At 36.6% G+C, this 16639-nt stretch carries 21 protein-coding genes; 6 read left to right on the forward strand and 15 right to left on the reverse strand.

Annotated elements, in window-relative coordinates:
- Window positions 1-12: 12 nt before the first annotated feature.
- The 8 genes from V3Z67_RS12595 to V3Z67_RS12630 all read right to left on the reverse strand — a co-directional run bounded on the left by V3Z67_RS12595 (window position 13) and on the right by V3Z67_RS12630 (window position 6902).
- Window positions 13-675, reverse strand: a complete 663-nt coding sequence (locus V3Z67_RS12595) for a response regulator transcription factor (RefSeq protein WP_330443642.1) — start codon at window positions 673-675, stop codon at window positions 13-15.
- A 3-nt stretch (window positions 676-678) separates the two neighbouring features.
- Window positions 679-2001: a DUF3570 domain-containing protein gene (locus V3Z67_RS12600; protein WP_330443643.1), complete on the reverse strand. Its 1323-nt coding sequence runs from the start codon at window positions 1999-2001 to the stop codon at window positions 679-681.
- Between the two features lie 2 nt (window positions 2002-2003).
- Window positions 2004-2213, reverse strand: coding sequence for a DUF4266 domain-containing protein (locus V3Z67_RS12605; RefSeq protein WP_197429473.1), 210 nt, complete (start codon window positions 2211-2213; stop codon window positions 2004-2006).
- Window positions 2210-3196 carry an FAD:protein FMN transferase gene (locus V3Z67_RS12610; protein WP_330443644.1) on the reverse strand — a complete coding sequence of 329 codons (987 nt, stop codon included), beginning with the start codon at window positions 3194-3196 and terminating at the stop codon, window positions 2210-2212. Before V3Z67_RS12610 ends, V3Z67_RS12605 begins: the two co-directional genes overlap by 4 nt.
- A gap of 3 nt (window positions 3197-3199) precedes the next feature.
- Window positions 3200-3631 carry a thioredoxin family protein gene (locus tag V3Z67_RS12615; RefSeq protein ID WP_330443645.1) on the reverse strand — a complete coding sequence of 144 codons (432 nt, stop codon included), beginning with the start codon at window positions 3629-3631 and terminating at the stop codon, window positions 3200-3202.
- A gap of 140 nt (window positions 3632-3771) precedes the next feature.
- Window positions 3772-4566, reverse strand: coding sequence for a prohibitin family protein (locus tag V3Z67_RS12620; protein WP_330443646.1), 795 nt, complete (start codon window positions 4564-4566; stop codon window positions 3772-3774).
- A gap of 5 nt (window positions 4567-4571) precedes the next feature.
- Window positions 4572-4766 carry a hypothetical protein gene (locus V3Z67_RS12625; RefSeq protein WP_330123094.1) on the reverse strand — a complete coding sequence of 65 codons (195 nt, stop codon included), beginning with the start codon at window positions 4764-4766 and terminating at the stop codon, window positions 4572-4574.
- 552 nt (window positions 4767-5318) lie between these two features.
- Window positions 5319-6902 (reverse strand): L,D-transpeptidase family protein, encoded by a 1584-nt coding sequence (locus V3Z67_RS12630; protein WP_330443647.1) that lies wholly within the window; start codon window positions 6900-6902, stop codon window positions 5319-5321.
- A gap of 209 nt (window positions 6903-7111) precedes the next feature.
- Between V3Z67_RS12630 and V3Z67_RS12635 the strand changes: the two genes are divergently transcribed.
- The 4 genes from V3Z67_RS12635 to V3Z67_RS12650 all read left to right on the forward strand — a co-directional run bounded on the left by V3Z67_RS12635 (window position 7112) and on the right by V3Z67_RS12650 (window position 8624).
- Window positions 7112-7366 carry a hypothetical protein gene (locus V3Z67_RS12635; RefSeq protein WP_035133725.1) on the forward strand — a complete coding sequence of 85 codons (255 nt, stop codon included), beginning with the start codon at window positions 7112-7114 and terminating at the stop codon, window positions 7364-7366.
- 140 nt (window positions 7367-7506) lie between these two features.
- Complete coding sequence (locus V3Z67_RS12640) at window positions 7507-7875, forward strand: helix-turn-helix domain-containing protein (RefSeq protein WP_330443648.1); 369 nt, start codon at window positions 7507-7509, stop codon at window positions 7873-7875.
- Window positions 7876-7886: 11 nt separating this feature from the next.
- Window positions 7887-8159 carry a hypothetical protein gene (locus V3Z67_RS12645; RefSeq protein WP_330443649.1) on the forward strand — a complete coding sequence of 91 codons (273 nt, stop codon included), beginning with the start codon at window positions 7887-7889 and terminating at the stop codon, window positions 8157-8159.
- Between the two features lie 210 nt (window positions 8160-8369).
- Window positions 8370-8624 carry a hypothetical protein gene (locus V3Z67_RS12650; RefSeq protein WP_330443650.1) on the forward strand — a complete coding sequence of 85 codons (255 nt, stop codon included), beginning with the start codon at window positions 8370-8372 and terminating at the stop codon, window positions 8622-8624.
- A gap of 46 nt (window positions 8625-8670) precedes the next feature.
- Here the strand turns inward: V3Z67_RS12650 and V3Z67_RS12655 are convergent, their stop codons facing one another.
- The 5 genes from V3Z67_RS12655 to V3Z67_RS12675 form a co-directional block, all read right to left on the reverse strand.
- Window positions 8671-9684 (reverse strand): M28 family metallopeptidase, encoded by a 1014-nt coding sequence (locus tag V3Z67_RS12655; RefSeq protein ID WP_330443651.1) that lies wholly within the window; start codon window positions 9682-9684, stop codon window positions 8671-8673.
- A 38-nt stretch (window positions 9685-9722) separates the two neighbouring features.
- Window positions 9723-10748, reverse strand: coding sequence for a DUF3667 domain-containing protein (locus tag V3Z67_RS12660; RefSeq protein WP_330443652.1), 1026 nt, complete (start codon window positions 10746-10748; stop codon window positions 9723-9725).
- A gap of 125 nt (window positions 10749-10873) precedes the next feature.
- Complete coding sequence (locus V3Z67_RS12665) at window positions 10874-11350, reverse strand: hypothetical protein (protein ID WP_330443653.1); 477 nt, start codon at window positions 11348-11350, stop codon at window positions 10874-10876.
- A 35-nt stretch (window positions 11351-11385) separates the two neighbouring features.
- Window positions 11386-12150: a dienelactone hydrolase family protein gene (locus tag V3Z67_RS12670; protein WP_330443654.1), complete on the reverse strand. Its 765-nt coding sequence runs from the start codon at window positions 12148-12150 to the stop codon at window positions 11386-11388.
- A gap of 91 nt (window positions 12151-12241) precedes the next feature.
- Window positions 12242-12790, reverse strand: coding sequence for a type 1 glutamine amidotransferase domain-containing protein (locus tag V3Z67_RS12675; RefSeq protein WP_330443655.1), 549 nt, complete (start codon window positions 12788-12790; stop codon window positions 12242-12244).
- Window positions 12791-12951: 161 nt separating this feature from the next.
- Here V3Z67_RS12675 and V3Z67_RS12680 point away from each other — a divergent pair, with 161 nt between their 5' ends.
- Window positions 12952-13644, forward strand: a complete 693-nt coding sequence (locus V3Z67_RS12680) for a DUF421 domain-containing protein (protein WP_330443656.1) — start codon at window positions 12952-12954, stop codon at window positions 13642-13644.
- A 58-nt stretch (window positions 13645-13702) separates the two neighbouring features.
- Here the strand turns inward: V3Z67_RS12680 and V3Z67_RS12685 are convergent, their stop codons facing one another.
- Complete coding sequence (locus V3Z67_RS12685; protein ID WP_330443657.1) at window positions 13703-15016, reverse strand: hypothetical protein; 1314 nt, start codon at window positions 15014-15016, stop codon at window positions 13703-13705.
- A gap of 146 nt (window positions 15017-15162) precedes the next feature.
- Between V3Z67_RS12685 and V3Z67_RS12690 the strand changes: the two genes are divergently transcribed.
- Window positions 15163-15657, forward strand: a complete 495-nt coding sequence (locus V3Z67_RS12690) for a GNAT family N-acetyltransferase (protein ID WP_330443658.1) — start codon at window positions 15163-15165, stop codon at window positions 15655-15657.
- 19 nt (window positions 15658-15676) lie between these two features.
- On the opposite strand, the gene V3Z67_RS12695 is transcribed toward V3Z67_RS12690, so the two are convergent.
- Window positions 15677-16621 (reverse strand): YihY/virulence factor BrkB family protein, encoded by a 945-nt coding sequence (locus V3Z67_RS12695; protein ID WP_330443659.1) that lies wholly within the window; start codon window positions 16619-16621, stop codon window positions 15677-15679.
- Window positions 16622-16639: the final 18 nt, after the last annotated feature.

Consider the following 16639-nt stretch of genomic DNA (forward strand, 5'->3'; position numbering starts at 1 on the left):
AGTCTTTATGGGTTATTCTTCTGCAATATAGCCTATTCCGCGCACTGTTTTAATAAAGTCGTCCTCTTTTTTAAGGTTGAGTTTTTTGCGGAGGGCATTTATAAAAACATCAATAACCCCGGTATCATATTCAAAATGAATATCCCATACGTCCTCTATTATTTGCTGGCGCGTACAAACGTTACCCTTGTTTTGAATAAGGTAAACTAACAGGTCGTATTCCCTTTGGGTAAGGGCAACCTCTTTACCGTTATGCCACACCTGATGCTTGTTTTGTATAATACGGGTATTACCTATGGTAAGTTCGTTGCTATCCTGCATATAACGGAAGTGAATGTTAATGCGCTCTACCAGTTCCTGAAAACTAAACGGTTTCTTGATATAATCGTTAGCTCCCGCTTTAAGTCCTTCAATGGTTTCCTGCACGGTATCTTTTGCCGTAAGGAAAATAATAGGGGTTTTGGTGTCGGTTGCCCTTACGGCACGGCATACTTCTATACCCGTAAAGCCGGGCATCATCCAGTCCAGCAGTATTAGGTCGGGGTTTTTATCTATTATATCGTTATAAGCATCTTTTCCGTTTTCAGAAATGAATACCTCAAAACCTTCTTCCTCAAGCCCCTGCTTAAGGAAGTTGGTAATGCCTTTTTCATCTTCTGCTATAAGGATTCTCATAATTTACTGTTGTACAAATTTGATACCGAAAGATACAATATTTGCGTCCAATCCGTCACTGCGGGAGTAGTGGTTAAAACGCAGGTCAATGTTTTTTATTCCGTAGCCCCAAACTCTTGCTGCGGCAAAAATATCGGTATAGTTTATACCGAAACCATACTGATGGGCATCGAAAGTAGAAAGGTCATAATCACTGGTGTAATACTGCTCTGTAGACAAATGCATGTTATATGGAGCAAAGTATTTGGACCCTTGTTGTGTGTAATACCTGTACATAGGGAACACCGTGAACCTGTCGTTCAGTTTTATTGGTAATTCTATATTGGCAGTGTGTGAGCTTAACCCCCAGTCGTCAGTATAAAAACGGTAGTAGGTGCGTACCACAAGCCATTGGTTAACATAATAGTTTAATCGTGCCCCTACAGGGAGTTTAAAGCGGTTATCCGGCAGGCGTTCTATATCATCGGCAAGATGGAACTCGTTGATGAAAGAATCGGCCACATCGGCAAAATATACCCTTTGGTAAGGGGTAGAGAGTAATCCCTGCTGATATAGTAAATCGGCAAATAGGGAGAACTGCATCTTATCTGTAGCTACCTGCGAGAAGCTGAATGATATAGAGTAGGAGTTTCTGTTCTTTTTAGGATGTGGCGAAAACCTACTTGGGTTATAGTCAGTATTACCGGTAATGGTAAAGTAATTGAATATCCCTCCGTTAAGGTCGTAACCGTTATTGTAAAAATCCTGTAACTCTTTAGGGTAAATAGGTCTCCAGCTGTCCAGGTATACATTACCCGAAACGTTAACTTCACTATTCTTATCGTTAAACAGTTTGGTATAACCACCGCCAAAGCCTAATGATGAATAATCATATTCGGTAGATCCCGAAAGATGGGCATTCCAAATATCGTTTCTGTCGTCTGAACTATGGCTGTAATTTACCACAAGTGAAGTAAGCATATCTGAAGCGGATGCTCCCGAACTTGCCTGCCACGGACTTGGCGTACTGCTGTCAAACGGATTGATGTTCCCCGAAGATGCGGATGAATAGGCCGACAATCCGGCATCTACGGTCAGAACATCGTCATCATTCAATGGCATTGCTACCACTATAGTAGGAGTAACGTCAGACAGTTTCTCCATACCTTTACCTCCTGCAACAGCAGAGTGTACACCATCCTGCTGGTAATAACTCATTAAAAAGTCGACTTCGGTACTTTCCAGTACTCTCTTTTTATAGGCTACTTGAGTGCTATCCTGTTCCTGTTGTGCCATTGCGGCAACTGAGGTTAATAATAATATGCTAAATAATGTAAATCGTTTCATGCTTAATTACAGCCACAGCCTCCTCCTGTTTTTCCTCCGTTAGCACCTGCTGCGGCTTCCCTGTATACCTGAAAATTGGTTTCAAAACGTTCGGTGGGGCGTGCCGATAGTTTCATATCGGGATCGTTTATATACTGTTTTTCGTATTCTTTAACCGAGTTGCACGACTGTAATGCCATTAGCACTACGCCCAGTATTAGTATCTTTTTCATGGTTTGTATTTCTCTATATCTATATTCTGTGAAACGTGAATGTTTCCTTTATCGTCTACTATTATACATTCTATGCCTTTAAGCTGGTTTATAAGGTTGAGGCCAACCTCTATGCCCATTACAAAAACCGAAGTGGCAAGGGCATCTGAAATCTCAGTGGTCTTAGCAAATACCGAAACACTTACAATTCCCGTTGCCGGATATCCCGTTCTCGGGTCAATAATGTGGGAGTAACGCTTACCGTTAAACACCACATATTTTTCGTAACTGCCCGATGTTTCAATAGCACTGTCTTCCAGCGGGAACATGGCAAACACCTTGCTTTTGTTCATAGGGTTTACAATACCTACTGTCCATTGGCTTCCGTCCGGCTGTTTGCCCCAGGCATTAATATCGCCCGATACGTTTACAAGTCCCGATGTACATCCGTTGGTATAAAGCAGTTCTTTTATCTTATCGGCTATATAACCCTGACCAATACCGCCCATTCCAAGCTTCATTCCTTTGTCTCTAAGGAATACAGTACTGTTTTTTTTATCAAGGATTATTTTTTCATATCCTATTTTCTCAACTGATTTTTTAATAGCTTCTTCCGATGGCATTTCTTTCATACTGCCGTCAAATTTCCAAATCCTGTCCATTGAGGCATACGAAATATCAAAAGCCCCATCGGTTAGCTTGGATATACTGATTGCCCTTTCAATAAGCGCCATCAGTTCTTCACTAACCTTTACGGGCTTTATTCCGGCGTTATCATTAATTGCCGAAACCTGCGTAGTGGGGATCCAGTCGGATATAATATTTTCTATACGTTTTACTTCTGCAACGGCAAGGTCTATGTATTTGTTTGCCTGTACCGTATCTTTTGCTATTACCGTAATCTCAAAAGGGCTTCCCAGCATGGAAAGTTTCCTTTTGTGGGCTATTTGCCCGTAGCTGCCTGTAAAGCATAGCAGCAGCAAAAAGAACATTATTTTTTTCATGGCCTATTTTTCCATTGAATGCAACAGTTCGATGTATTCTTTAGGGGATATATTTTTAAAACCGGTTTTACCCAGTACTTTTCCTGTTTTATCTATTACTACCACCAGCGGGAAATAACCTTCACGGTTGTATTTTTCTGCCAGTTGGTCGTTATGCTTTTGTTGTGCTTCCGGTAGGGCATTTTGTTTCTTTTTAGGGAAGTCAGCTTTAAGCAGTACCCATTTTTGACCAGACTCTTTTTTAAATTCCTCCGATTGCCATATGTTCCTGTCCAGTTTTATGCAGGGAGCACACCAGTCTGACCCCGAAAAAACAAGAATGATATTTTTATTTTCTTTAGCTGCAAGTGCCTTTGCATCATCTATATTATAATTCCAGCTTTGGGCAAAAGCAGGAGCAGTTATTAGCAATAGTAAGATTATTATTTTTTTCATGATTATAAATTTATACAAATTAACGCTGATTTTGCTGCTGTAAGTGTATGCATAGGTGTTTCTTAAGCTAATTTTAAGAAACAAAAAATCCCGAAGCACAGGCTTCGGGATTATGTGGTAACCGTTTTATTTTTAATACTTTAGTTTACACTCTTAAAGAAAGCAGGGGAGTTGCCGTATATGGCGGTTTTACCATCCCATTTCTCTATAAACTGCTGTTGTATAAGCAAGCTGTTTAACGACTGTTTACGTAGCTCGTTAGCACGTGCTTCGGCTTCGGCCTGTACAATTAGTTTTTTGGCTTCAGCCTGAGCAATTTTAAGCTCGTTTTCAACTTTCATAGCCTGTTGTACAGCAGCATTTTTGGCATTAATGGCCTGAGTGATTGATTCAGGGTACTCTATACCGCTTGTCATTTGTTCCAGTGAAAACCCCTCTCTGTTTAGTAAGTCGCCCATATTGGTTTGAATAGAATGCTCAAACCTTTCACGGTTACTTATAATACTGTCGGTAGTATACTTGTTGAACTCAATACGGAAAGCATCTTTAATGTAGTTAAACAGTGTTGTTTCGGTAATTTCCTTGATGTCTTTACGGTACTTTTTAAATATTACCGGACTGTGCCCGTCTTTTACTTTAAAAGATAGGGTAGGATCTACCGAGAAAACGGAACCGTCTTTAGCATTAACCGTAAACGATTCATAGTTTATGGTTTGTACATAGGTAGGGAATTCGTATACATCCTCTGTAAGCGGATTGTACCAAACCCTACCGGTAACAAGGCTCACATCCTGAACCCCTTTGTCACTACCGTATAGTTTAACCAATATACCTTCGTAACCTGCGTCTATACGTTCGTTACATGAAATAAATGCAATAAGCATGAATACGCCTAAAATTAAGGCGGTAAAAATAAAAGTAATTCTCTTTTTCATTGTTTTTAAAATAGTTTTTTGCGTATGTATAATATTGATTTAAGAAGGAAGAAAAAAGTAACACACAGCAAAACTACACCACCAAGCACCTGAGTGTCTGATTTTGCACTAAGCATATGGAATGCCTGTGTGGTTATCCATAATACAGCCAGAATTAAGAGCGGTATGACCGAAAGGATAACGATTTTTTGTGTTTTCATTGAAGTGATTATATAAGGTGTTTTTAACAAAAATTTACTCTGTTAAATTACGAAAAATTTTCCAATTTTGCAACTATATCGGGCAATAGCGCGCATATAGCTATAATATAGGTAATTGCAAAATGTTAAAATATTATGGTAATGGCCTCTCCATTTCTTTCCTGAATATTTTTTTGATGCTTTCTATCTCATCGGCATATATTGTCTTCTTTCTCGTACCGAAATTTTTACGCATGTCGTAAATTAATTTAACCGCCATAGTATAAAGAGTCTACCTGAAAAGATTCAGGAAACAAAGGCTATATTGCAGGAAATGGTATTTTATTCCATTAAGGAAAAGCCTGCCTTAAGTATGAACTACACCAGTCACAAACCGAACCGCATCTTTTTATTTTCCATGAAATTTGAAAGAATAGGGAAGGCATTGACTTACACAATAAACAACCCTATATAACAGGGTTTATTGAAAAGTCATCTGAATTTCTACAGGAGCCTGTTTCGGTTTACATTACCGATATTATATAAAAAATCCCCTCAAGTGAGGGGATTTTGTTACATATAAAGCATATCTGCTAGTCGGTCATCACGTTTATAAACATCATCAAAAAACACTACGTTACCGTTCTTATCGGCCCAAGCCGTAAAATAGGTAAGGAATACAGGAATTTTTTCCTTGAGCCTGTATATATTTTCACTGCTTTTATGCATGGCGGCATCTACCTGTTTTTCAGTCCAACCTCCGTCTTTAGAGGTAATGGCTATAGCAAGTTCACGTGCTTTCTGTACTCTTACACATCCGTGGCTAAAGGCTCTGTCTTCTCTATTAAACAGGCTTTTTGCCGGAGTATCGTGCAGGTAAATATTATTTGAATTTGGGAACATAAACTTAACCAACCCCAACGAGTTATTTTTACCCGGTTTTTGCCTTACGCTTTTGCCGTTCCATTCCATATTGTGCTGGGCAAGATAATCAGGGTTTTTAGCAATAGCGGGCTCTATTTCGTTTCTAAGAATACTTGTAGGGACATTCCAGTAAGGACTAAATGCCAGGTAGCTCATTTCACCGCTAAAAATTACGGTTTTATGCAGAGCCTTACCAACAACTACGTTAGATATCAATACGGTATCTTTATCTCTAAAATAATATAACCTGTATGAAGGAATGTTTACAGCTATGTATTCTTTCTTGCTGTTTATGGATGATGGTACCCAACGGCAACGTTCCATGTTAACGGTAATGGTTTTTATACGCTCTTCTACCGAAACATTAAGTTCTGCAAGAATATCTTTAGTGATGGCTTTACTCTGGTTCCTGTAATGTACTTTTTCGTAGCTGTTAATAGCAGTAAGTAATTCGTTATCAAATACTTTTTTGCCCGAATCATTTTTTAGGTAACCTTCTGTAAAAAGCCTTTTTCTAACCTCGGCTACAGTAACCGACGAATCACCTGGTTTAAGTGATTTTACACCATTCTCAAAAGCGATTTTGGTATTCCACCCACCATTCTTTTCAATGGTACGGTATTTTTCAAGCCCTTTTCTAAGATTGTAATATCCGGTAAAAACTTCGTCTTTGTCTTTTTTAATCAGTTCCGGCTTTCTCATTAATGTGTCAAGGTAACTTACATAGTCTACTCTGTCACGTGGAAGGTACCACCCTGTAGCTTCACTTTCTGAAGGATCAAGCCCCTGTAATACGTTTTTAGCATAATAGAAATACATTGAGCTTACCAGTAGTTCAGACTCGGTATCAGGTTCACTGTTTCCGGCATAAAATAACTGATCTAAACTATCCTTATAAGGCATATTTTTTTTAACGCCTTCCTCTTCAAGATTGGAGGATAAATGATGCAGTACATCGGCAAATTCAATTAGTCCCTTATCATCATGCCATATATAATGATTGTGCTTGCGGTATAGTTTTTTTATCTCGCCTTCAAACTTTTTAAAATCTGGATATTTTTGAAAAAAAGCATCAAATTTTGTGGTATCTATAGGTATAATATTATTATGTTCGTGTACATCAGCACGGGCAATTTCCTCAATTTCTTTTTCTTCTTCAGTTTTCTTTTTGCAGGAAAATACTGCAAGTAAGGCAATTACGGTAAATAGGGTTAATAAAAGGGGTCTTTTCATAGTCATTAAACTTTTTTTCTAAAATTAAATAAAAAAGCCATTAAAATCTTTGTTTTAATAAAAATGTAATCTATATTTAACTAAGTTTTATTGTTTTTTGCTAAAAAAAAATTGAAGTTTCTTAAAATTTTAAATAATTAGTAAAATTTTAGTACTTTTTTGAATTAGTGTATGTATTTTTGTGACATGATGAGGAAAGAGAAAATGTCATGTCTGAGTATACTAGTATAGGGAGTCGCATAAGCGTTTCTGCAATAAGGGATTACCTGTTTGCAAAAAAGATTGAAAAAGGTGATTCGTTAGTACTTAACAGTGCCGATTATGAACACCTTGTTGAAGAAATTAAAAAGAAAAGTGAGCCAATAGAAATACCTTTAAACATTTTTGGCGTGCTTATTGTTAAAGATAAAAGTGGGAGAGTGCCCACAGGAAAAGTACAGATTGTTGAAGATGACAAAATGTAGTGAGGCTAACAATCTCCATTTAAACAGAAAAAAGCTTCGTAGTAGTGCCCGAAGCTTTTTTTATTTTGTGTACCTTTATGATAGTATCTCATAGTTAAAGCTGTCCCTCAATAAGCTTAAATTATAATGTTATTTTAATTATGAACGATTACATTGGGCGGAACATAAAGTTTTTATGTGACAGGTACTCGTTGTCACAAGATGAATTTGGGGCTCAATTTGGTCTCAAAAAGAGTGTTGTAGGTACATATGTGAGGGGTATTTCTTACCCTAAAATTGATACTATCCAGAAAATTTGCGGTGAATACCAGTTTTCCATGGACGATTTTGTAAATCATAATCTTAGTGAGAAATACACGGGACATACTCCGGCATCAGGAATGCAAAAGGTTATGGAAGAGGCTGCTGTATACAAGGCAGAAAATGCTGCACTACTTAAAACCATAGAAGCTCAAAGAGATACTATTGAGGCTATGCGTGTAACTATTGATACTTTGCTTAAACGATAAATTGCTGTGTTATGAAAGAGAATTTTAAAATAATATTAGCTGCTTTACAGGAAGCAGGAATGGAAATGGGACAGGCTCAGTTTAGCATTACGGAGTATTCGCTTAAAACCCGACTTAGTTTTAAATTTGAACATATAAATGAGTTTTTAGATTTTTTACAGTTAGGAGCATCTCATAACGATGAAAAATCAGATCACATCAAAAATATACTAATCGAAGAGGGGATTAACCCCGAAAACTTTTTTTACGTTAACTTTTATAAGACAAAGGTTACCGAGCTTTAAAAGTTTTAATAACTGTTAAAGTGAGAAAATTAACCTAAAAAAAAGTTAATAACACATAATAATTTCTAATTTTGCCCGATATAAGTATGTTAACATGTAGGCGGGTAAACTCAGGTATTATGAGGGAATGAAAATGATAATATACTTTTCCCCTCAAAACCGTACTGGTTATTCCTTACATTTTATTGCTGGCAAAAAAAGAAAAAGAAAATGAAGCTGTTTTCACTGCTGCTGTCTGTTATTATGTTTTTTGTATCACTATACTTTTTTAGTATACAATTAGGTAGTATAGATAGTTTAAACGATGTAATTTATATCTCTCTTTTAGTTACCCTTATGGCTATTTGTGTAGTGGGGGTAATTATTAACTGGGATATTTTAAAGAAGAAGAAAAAGAACAAAGAGAATGTTATACTCTTTGTGAGTAACAGTTTTTCAAGAAAACAAAAGAAGAACAAAAAATAAAAAACTCCGGTATTGTACCGGAGTTTTTTATTTATATCTATAGGGTTTATTTCCCGTCTTTATCTACAACAGGTCTTTCGTCTCTGTTTGCAAGCTCCCAGGCAGTAACAAAAGCAAGTTGGGCTCTTTTTGCTAACAGGTCGTATTCAATTTTATCGGGCGTATCAGTTGGCTGATGGTAATCAGCATGTACACCGTTAAAGTAAAATATAATAGGAATTCCTTTTTTAGCGAAGTTATAGTGATCTGACCTGTAGTAAAACTGGTTAGGGTCGTTACGCTCATTGTATCTGTAATCCAGTTGTAGGTTAACGTATTTTTTATTTGCCTCTTCGTTTATGTTATGCAAATCGGTGCTTAACCTATCTGACCCGATAACATATACATAGTTACCATCATCTTTGTGGTCGTCATCCCTGCGTCCTATCATATCAATATTAAGATCGGTTATAGTATTAGCGACAGGGAATAACGGATGTTCAGAATAGTAACGTGAACCGTGAAGCCCGTGCTCTTCACCGGTAACGTGAAGGAATAGGATAGAACGTTTTGGTCCGTGACCGTCTTTTTTAGCCTTCATAAATGCCTGAGCTATTTCAAGAAGCGCCACAGTGCCCGATCCGTCATCATCGGCACCATTATAAATCTCACCGTTTTTCATACCTACGTGGTCATAGTGAGCAGAGATGATAAGTATTTCTTCCGGCTTTTCGGTTCCTTCAATAAACGCCCAAATGTTTTCAGAATCGTTAAGTTTAGGACTAAACGGTCTTCTCATAAACTCAGACGGTACAGTTTGGTACCAGCCTTCTGCTGCTTTAGGGTACGATATATCATTAGCCTTGTACTGACTAATAAGGTACTTACCTGCTTTTTTTTGTCCTTCCTCTCCAGTATTACGACCCTGCATCTCATCTGATGCTACAATGTAAAGATGTGTTTTTAAATCATCTGCCGTAATGGTATTCATGTACTTGGATACATAATCTTTATTTTTTGTGTTTGTCGACCCACACGATATTGCAAGGCAGGACAACGAAAGCAGCAATAACTTATTCATAAATATATTTTGTTTATTAAGAGCTTAAAGATAGGAATTTAATGCAGGCTGTAAAATGCAATTTTTATAAAAATTAAAGTTAAGTACAGTACTGAAATAAAGTTTATGATTAGCATAATTAAACATTTTGTAAAATTAATTATCCATTTTTCATGATACATTTTTCTATGTGATCTAAAAAAGTAATATACAGTCCATAGGGTTACTAGTCCAATTATAATAGGAACTACTATTTCTTCAAACACTGCTCCTAACGGACTTATGAATCTAGATAGGGTTATCATTATAAATGATGTTAACAACAGAAAGGAAAAATAATGTAATGTGAAAATACCGTGGTCAAAAAAGTACCATCTTTTTTTGCCATGGAAAAGCCATAATATAAAAGCAAAAAACGGCATATATATAAAAAGAGCTTTAGGAAAATTATGTTTAATAGACTCTTTAAGCTTTTCCCCTACTTGTTCGGGAGTATTATGCTCATATAGTTTTAGTATTTTTTTACCTAATATATAGTCAGATTTACTAAGTCTTAAATGGTCTGGTTTGATTTTTTCAATGGAGTCCATTTCTTTAATAGAACTGTATGTCATAGGTGTTTCTACAATAAATTCAGTACTGTTAATTGTAGCCGTTTCAAAACCTACATTTTGTTTAGTGTTGATTTTCTCCTCTAGGGTTACTTTTTTATGTATCACTACTTCTTCAGTATGATGTTCACTGTTTTGAAACTCATTAGGATGAATCTCAAATTCAGGATAAAGGCTTGGAATAAAAAATGTAATAAAACTTATAAAAATATAAAGTTTAACAGGTGCTACATAGCGTTGCCTGTAACCTTCAAGGTATTCTTTGGTTAGTTTTGCGGGTTTTAACAGTAAATATTTAATGGTTTTCCAAAAGGCACTGTCATAATGGGTGAAATCTTCAGCAAAATGGGTTATTAAATGCCAAAAACTCTGACGTGTTTCCACATTTTTTTGTCCGCATTTTGAACAGTAGGCTACATCTACGGTATAGCCGCAGTTTTCGCATTCTTTTTCGGTACGTAAATCACCAGACATAGTTTTAATAATTAGAAGCGGTTTGTTAATTGTTTGTTCTAGTGTTAAAACTATGAAAAAAAGATAATAAAAAACAAAAAAGCCAAACTTTAAGTTTGGCTTTTTTGTAAAATATTTTTATGGTTTTAAAAATCAGTATAAGGGTTTGGTGTAGCTTCTTCCATAACTTTTATTAATATGTCAGAGCCATGTTTTCGTAAGCATTTTTGCATGAAATTAAAATATTCCTGATTTTTCATAACAGAACTCATCCCTGCAGCCTGTATATTATCCCATTCTTTTTTAGCCTCTTCATAGCTGGTGAATTTGGTTTTATCAAGGTTATTTTTTATCCATTCAAGTGTTGCTCCTATATCATTACCTATAGCATCTCTCATTTTTCTACGATCTTTGATTTTATCATAAAAATCATCCATGAGTTTGACCTGCTTTGCTTTATCTTCAGAATTTTCATAAGCAATATGGAGTTCCTTTAGTTTTTCATAGTCTTTTTGATACGTACTTTCTTCAACGGCTTCCTTAGAAGAATTGTCCTCTTTTGTTTGGGCAGTTGAATTAAGAGAGAAGATTAAAAATGAAAAGATGTATAATAATTTTATCATAAGGTAAGGTTTATAATTTTCACAAAATTAAAAAATTACTTAAGTACTTCTTTTAAGAATAATAAAAAATGTTCCCAACTTCTTTTATCGGCGTTTTCATTATAGGCAGCACCCTTTGAGTTGTCGTTACCGGCTTCTTTTTCGGTAAAAGCATGGACGGCACCACTATAGTAAACCATTTGCCAGTCGGCATTACTACTGTTCATTTCCTGTTGGAATGACTGTATGTCGCTTTGAGAAACGTATGGATCATCTGCCCCATGTAATACCAGTACTTTTGCTGTGATGTTGCTGTTTTCTCTCGAAGCATCTTTACCAAGCCCACCGTGGAAGGAAACAACACCTCTTACATTAAGATTTCCTCTGGCAGCCTCAAGTGCACCTGTCCCTCCAAAACAATAGCCTATAACAACAATATTATTAGCATCAGCACCTGATTTAATAAGCTGCTCCAGTGCCAGTGTTATTCTTTTTAGGTATTCTTTATAATTGGTTTTATAGTGTCCCGACTGTTGTGCGGCTTCTTTAGTATTGGTAGGGTAGTGGCCTTCACCATAAATATCGGCAATAAAAGCGTGATACCCCATGCCCGATAGTTTTTGGGCTACTTCTTTAGAGTGGTTGCTTATGCCTTTCCAGGCTGGTAATATTAGTATGCCGGGATTGCTTTTGTTTGGGGTAGTAGGTACAGCAGCAAAGCCGTTAAGTTTTTGTTTTCCGTCGTTATACGATACAGGTTTAAGCTGTGCTTGTGAAAAGGTTGTCATACAAAGTGCTATAAAAAGATAAATGATTTTCATGGTATAATTAGTTTATAGGTAAATATAAAAAAAGAAAGCTTTTAGAAACAATCTCTAAAAGCTTTCGGTGAATTAAAGTATTAACCCTAATTTATACTCTTTGCAGCTCGTGCTTACCTTCTTTAATTTCCTCTATCATTTTTTTATTAAAAGCAGGCAGGTCGTTAGGAGTACGGCTTGTTACCAGTCCGTTATCCACAACCACTTCTTCATCCACCCATTCTGCTCCTGCATTAATAAGGTCGGTTTTTACCGATGAGAATGATGTTATTTTCCTTCCGTCTACTACATCGGCTTCGATAAGCATTTGCGGACCGTGGCAAATTGCAGCTACAGGTTTTTTCTGCTCAAAGAAATCTTTTATAAGCTGCACCGCTTTTTTATCTCTTCTTAGTAAATCAGGATTAATAACACCTCCCGGTAATACCAGTGCATGATAATCTGACGCCGAAGCTTCGCTTACAGTGCGGTCTACCTTGAAGTCTTTCCCCCAATTACCGTTTGTCCAAGATTTAATGGTGCCACTCTCAGGGCTAACAATCTCAGCTGTCCATCCCTGTTGTTCAAGATGTTCTTTTGGTGATTGTAATTCGCTTTCTTCAAATCCATTAGTTGCCAGTATGGCTACTCTCTTTTCCATGATTTTTATTTTTTTGATGGTTAGTAAAATATTTTAGTACTATAAAATTACGGCATCAAAAACGGCTCATGTTTTAAGGCTGTACTAAAGTTGTGCTAATGTTTGTTAAGTAAGAAAATATTAGTAGTAATTTTAGGATGATTCAATTTAAAATACTGAAAATGAATACTTTTTTTGAATGGGACAGGATGTTTTTTAATGACCTTCCTGTCTCTTTTTTACTTGAAGTTGTGTTTAGAACGGTGGTAATGTTTATTATGGTTTTACTAACCCTTAAGCTTACCGGAAAGAGAGGAGTAAAGCAACTTTCGGTCTTTGAGGTAGTAATAATTATTTCGCTTGGTAGTGCAGCCGGAGACCCTATGTTTTATAAAGACGTAGGCATTATACCTGCTATAACCGTTTTTGTATGTATACTTATTATGTATAGAGTTATAACTGTATTACTGGGTAAGAGTAAAAAGTTTGAAATTTTTATGGAAGGTAAGGTACAATGTTTTGTAGAAGACGGACAGTTTTCCATCAATAACTTTGAAAGGGAAGATCTTGCTAAAGATGAGTTTTTTGCTGAACTCAGGTTGAAATCAATAGAACACCTTGGGCAGGTTAAAAACGCTTATATAGAAACAAACGGTGCTATTAGTGTATACTTTTATGAAGAGAATGATATTAAGTACGGGTTGCCTATACGCCCTCAGCTATTTGATTTAAAAAGTACAGTTGTACCAAAATCTGGGATATATGCCTGTACGTTTTGTGCTAATACACAAGAGTTACAACCTACAAGTGCCGTTTGTTCGGTTTGCGGGAAAAATGAATGGGTAGAGGCAATACGAACCAAACGTGTACAATAAAAAAACACTGTTGTGATGGATACAACAGTGTTTTACATGATATAATTATAGTAAATAATTAACCTCTTGAATTTCTTGAGTTGCTTGATGACCTGGAAGGAGATGATGTTCTCGCCGGAGAACTGCTCCTTGAAGGTGAGCTCGACCTTACTGCAGGACTACTGCTTCTTGAAGGCGAAGAGCTTCTTATTGACGGGCTACTTGACCTTGACGGAGAGCTCGATCTTACAGCCGGAGAACTACTTCTTGAAGGCGATGAACTTCTGATTGTAGAAGATCTGTTATTGCCTGAAGGATTATTCCTTATTGTTGGAGAACTACTTCTCGATGGTGTAGCATCATAACTTCTGGTTGAAGATGATGATGGAGTAGACCTTACAGTATTACTGTTACCGTTTGTTCTTGACGGTACAGTACTAGTTCTTGTACTCTGGCTGTTACCATTACCTCTTGTAGAAGGAGTGGTAATTGAGTTACCTCTTGAAGGTGTTGTTACCCTTACATTTCCGTTATTATCTGTTCTTGCAGAGTTTAAGCTTCTGCCTCTGTTATAGTTACTGTCCTGAGATACACGGGATGGAGTAGAGTATGATGTTCTTGCTGATGTTGAAGCTGAACGTTGAACTCGTGAGCTTTCCCTTGTTTGTTCAAGTGCATATCTGTTAGTAGAGTTTGTTCTGCTTGTAAATGAACGGTTAGGATGCTGCCTTTCATAAGCGTTACTCCTCCTGGTGTTATGCATAGCTACTGCTCGTGAGCTTCTTCTTGTACTTACATAGTTGTAAGTATTGTTTACGTTAATGTGTACGTGGATATTATTTCTGTATCTGTACACAGGACACGGAGCCCAGTAGCTATAGTAAGTAGGGTAGTACCCCCAATACCAAGGTGAATAGTACGGACGGTATGACACAGCCCAAAATACATCAAATATTACCGGTCTTGAAACATATACGGGTTCGTATATATAGTTAGCACCATACATGTAAACGTCGCCTACTACCTGTACCTGTACATTATTACCGCTCCTTTCCACTTCAATAGTGGCAATATCCTGATAAGTATCTATACCCAGTACAGCCTGTAGTATAATTAAATGTGTATTGCTTTGTGTTGCTTCTACGACTCTAAGGTAGTCTACATAGTTATCACCATTAAGGTCAAGGTTCGATATTCTGGCATCAGGATCGTTAATTCTTCTTTCAAAGTCTTCAAGATCGGCCGATTCTCCAAAAATAGAGGCAACTGCCCTAAGGTCTAAGTTATCGCTTATATCGGTACTGTTAGCCCTGACGGTGGTAACGTCCTGAGCGAAAATTTGATTTACAGAAAGTAAAACAAAAAGGGCTATATGTAATATTCTCGTTTTCATAGTCTCAAAGTATTTATTTGCCCAAAAAATTAATTTTTTGTTGTTTGATTATAAATAACCAATTACTGTGCCAATAATTTTTTATACCTTTATGCTATCGTGTTAAACCCTTTATTTATAGGGGTTTTAAATAAATTGCACTTAATATGGAAATTATAAAAGCCGGCTTTGGGGACTATAATCTGGTTCACACCCTAGCCGAAAAAGTTTGGCCACAAACATATAAAAATATTCTTACTCAGGATCAAATAACCTATATGTTTGAAATGATGTATAGTCAAAAGTCTTATAATGAACAGATTGAGAAAAAAGGTCATGAGTTTTTACTTATAAGAGATGAGAGCGGTTATTTGGGCTTTGCCTCTTATGAGCTTAACTATGATAATAAGCCTATAACCAAAGCGCATAAAATATATGTACTGCCGCAAACACAGGGTAAAGGTGCCGGACGTGCCCTTATTGATAAGATATCACAAATTGCTGCAGATAATAATAATACTGTTGTATCATTAAACGTAAACAGATATAATACTGCTATTAGGTTCTATGAAAAAATAGGCTTTGTTAAAGCAGGGCAGGAAGATATTGATATTGGTAATGGCTACCTAATGGAAGACTATATAATGCAAAAAGCAGTGTAATTACACTGCTTTTTGTTTTTTATCTGGATTTGCTCTCCCTGCTACGGAGAGCTGTTATGGGGAGCACTTTTACTTTTTTTTCGGTTTCTTTTTCTTCTATATATACTGCATAATCGGCTGGCTTAATGGCAGAACCAATATGCTCTGAATATGCCTTTGTAAATTCGGCACCAATGTATAGTATAGCTGCCGAGAAATATACCCATAATAATATTACTATAATTGACCCTGCTGCCCCATAAGGCGATCCGGCTGCTGTGGTTTCAATATACAAACCTATTAGGTAACGCCCCAGCATAAAAAGGCAGGCGGTAAAAAAGGCTCCAACCCTTACATCTTTCCATGAAATTTGAGCATCGGGCAGTACTTTGAAAATGACCCCGAATAATACGGTTATTACCCCGAAGTTAATGAGTATATCGGCAATGTTAACTAATATAATGGCTATTTGCGGGAAGTAAGATCTCATGGTATCACTTAAAGCGAGCAATACACCATTTACCAGTAATGATACTATTAGAAGAAAGCCAAGCCCAATAATTACTGAGCCCGAAAGCAATCGGTTTTTAATAAGTTTTAACCATCCTTTTTTAGGCTTGGCTTTTAGTTTCCATATCATATTAATGGAATCCTGTATTTCATTGAAAACTGTTGTAGCACCAATAACAAGGGTAACGGCTCCTACAATCATGGATATATTGGTTTTACCCGATAGTTCGAGGTTTTGAATAATGTTTTGTATTTGTGAAGCAGCATCACTGCCTATAAGTCCGTTAATTTCTGCAAAAACCTTTCCTTCTACTGCTTCCTTACCAAAAAACAGTCCTGTTAATGATATTATGAGTAAAAGCAACGGAGCTAACGAAAAAACCGTATAGTAGGAGAGGGAGGCACTAAGTTTTAGTCCTTTATCCTGCATAAAGCCGATAAATGTATCCTTTATAACTTTTATAATAGGTTTCATGAGTTTCCTTTTAGAATA

This window comes from Flavobacterium sp. C4GT6, from assembly GCF_036347315.1.
GTDB lineage: Bacteria > Bacteroidota > Bacteroidia > Flavobacteriales > Flavobacteriaceae > Flavobacterium.

Excerpts from the sequence above, each read along its gene's own strand:
- V3Z67_RS12645 (WP_330443649.1), top strand. The coding sequence starts at position 7,887 with ATGAAAGAGAATTTTAAAATAATATTAGCTGCTTTACAGGAAGCAGGA.
- V3Z67_RS12650 (WP_330443650.1), top strand. The coding sequence starts at position 8,370 with ATGAAGCTGTTTTCACTGCTGCTGTCTGTTATTATGTTTTTTGTATCA.
- V3Z67_RS12615 (WP_330443645.1), bottom strand. The coding sequence starts at position 3,631 with ATGAAAAAAATAATAATCTTACTATTGCTAATAACTGCTCCTGCTTTT.
- V3Z67_RS12670 (WP_330443654.1), bottom strand. The coding sequence starts at position 12,150 with ATGAAAATCATTTATCTTTTTATAGCACTTTGTATGACAACCTTTTCA.
- V3Z67_RS12610 (WP_330443644.1), bottom strand. The coding sequence starts at position 3,196 with ATGAAAAAAATAATGTTCTTTTTGCTGCTGCTATGCTTTACAGGCAGC.
- V3Z67_RS12635 (WP_035133725.1), top strand. The coding sequence starts at position 7,112 with ATGTCTGAGTATACTAGTATAGGGAGTCGCATAAGCGTTTCTGCAATA.
- V3Z67_RS12655 (WP_330443651.1), bottom strand. The coding sequence starts at position 9,684 with ATGAATAAGTTATTGCTGCTTTCGTTGTCCTGCCTTGCAATATCGTGT.
- V3Z67_RS12600 (WP_330443643.1), bottom strand. The coding sequence starts at position 2,001 with ATGAAACGATTTACATTATTTAGCATATTATTATTAACCTCAGTTGCC.
- V3Z67_RS12620 (WP_330443646.1), bottom strand. The coding sequence starts at position 4,566 with ATGAAAAAGAGAATTACTTTTATTTTTACCGCCTTAATTTTAGGCGTA.
- V3Z67_RS12605 (WP_197429473.1), bottom strand. The coding sequence starts at position 2,213 with ATGAAAAAGATACTAATACTGGGCGTAGTGCTAATGGCATTACAGTCG.
- V3Z67_RS12685 (WP_330443657.1), bottom strand. The coding sequence starts at position 15,016 with ATGAAAACGAGAATATTACATATAGCCCTTTTTGTTTTACTTTCTGTA.
- V3Z67_RS12660 (WP_330443652.1), bottom strand. The coding sequence starts at position 10,748 with ATGTCTGGTGATTTACGTACCGAAAAAGAATGCGAAAACTGCGGCTAT.
- V3Z67_RS12665 (WP_330443653.1), bottom strand. The coding sequence starts at position 11,350 with ATGATAAAATTATTATACATCTTTTCATTTTTAATCTTCTCTCTTAAT.
- V3Z67_RS12625 (WP_330123094.1), bottom strand. The coding sequence starts at position 4,766 with ATGAAAACACAAAAAATCGTTATCCTTTCGGTCATACCGCTCTTAATT.
- V3Z67_RS12640 (WP_330443648.1), top strand. The coding sequence starts at position 7,507 with ATGAACGATTACATTGGGCGGAACATAAAGTTTTTATGTGACAGGTAC.
- V3Z67_RS12630 (WP_330443647.1), bottom strand. The coding sequence starts at position 6,902 with ATGAAAAGACCCCTTTTATTAACCCTATTTACCGTAATTGCCTTACTT.
- V3Z67_RS12695 (WP_330443659.1), bottom strand. The coding sequence starts at position 16,621 with ATGAAACCTATTATAAAAGTTATAAAGGATACATTTATCGGCTTTATG.
- V3Z67_RS12595 (WP_330443642.1), bottom strand. The coding sequence starts at position 675 with ATGAGAATCCTTATAGCAGAAGATGAAAAAGGCATTACCAACTTCCTT.
- V3Z67_RS12690 (WP_330443658.1), top strand. The coding sequence starts at position 15,163 with ATGGAAATTATAAAAGCCGGCTTTGGGGACTATAATCTGGTTCACACC.
- V3Z67_RS12680 (WP_330443656.1), top strand. The coding sequence starts at position 12,952 with ATGAATACTTTTTTTGAATGGGACAGGATGTTTTTTAATGACCTTCCT.
- V3Z67_RS12675 (WP_330443655.1), bottom strand. The coding sequence starts at position 12,790 with ATGGAAAAGAGAGTAGCCATACTGGCAACTAATGGATTTGAAGAAAGC.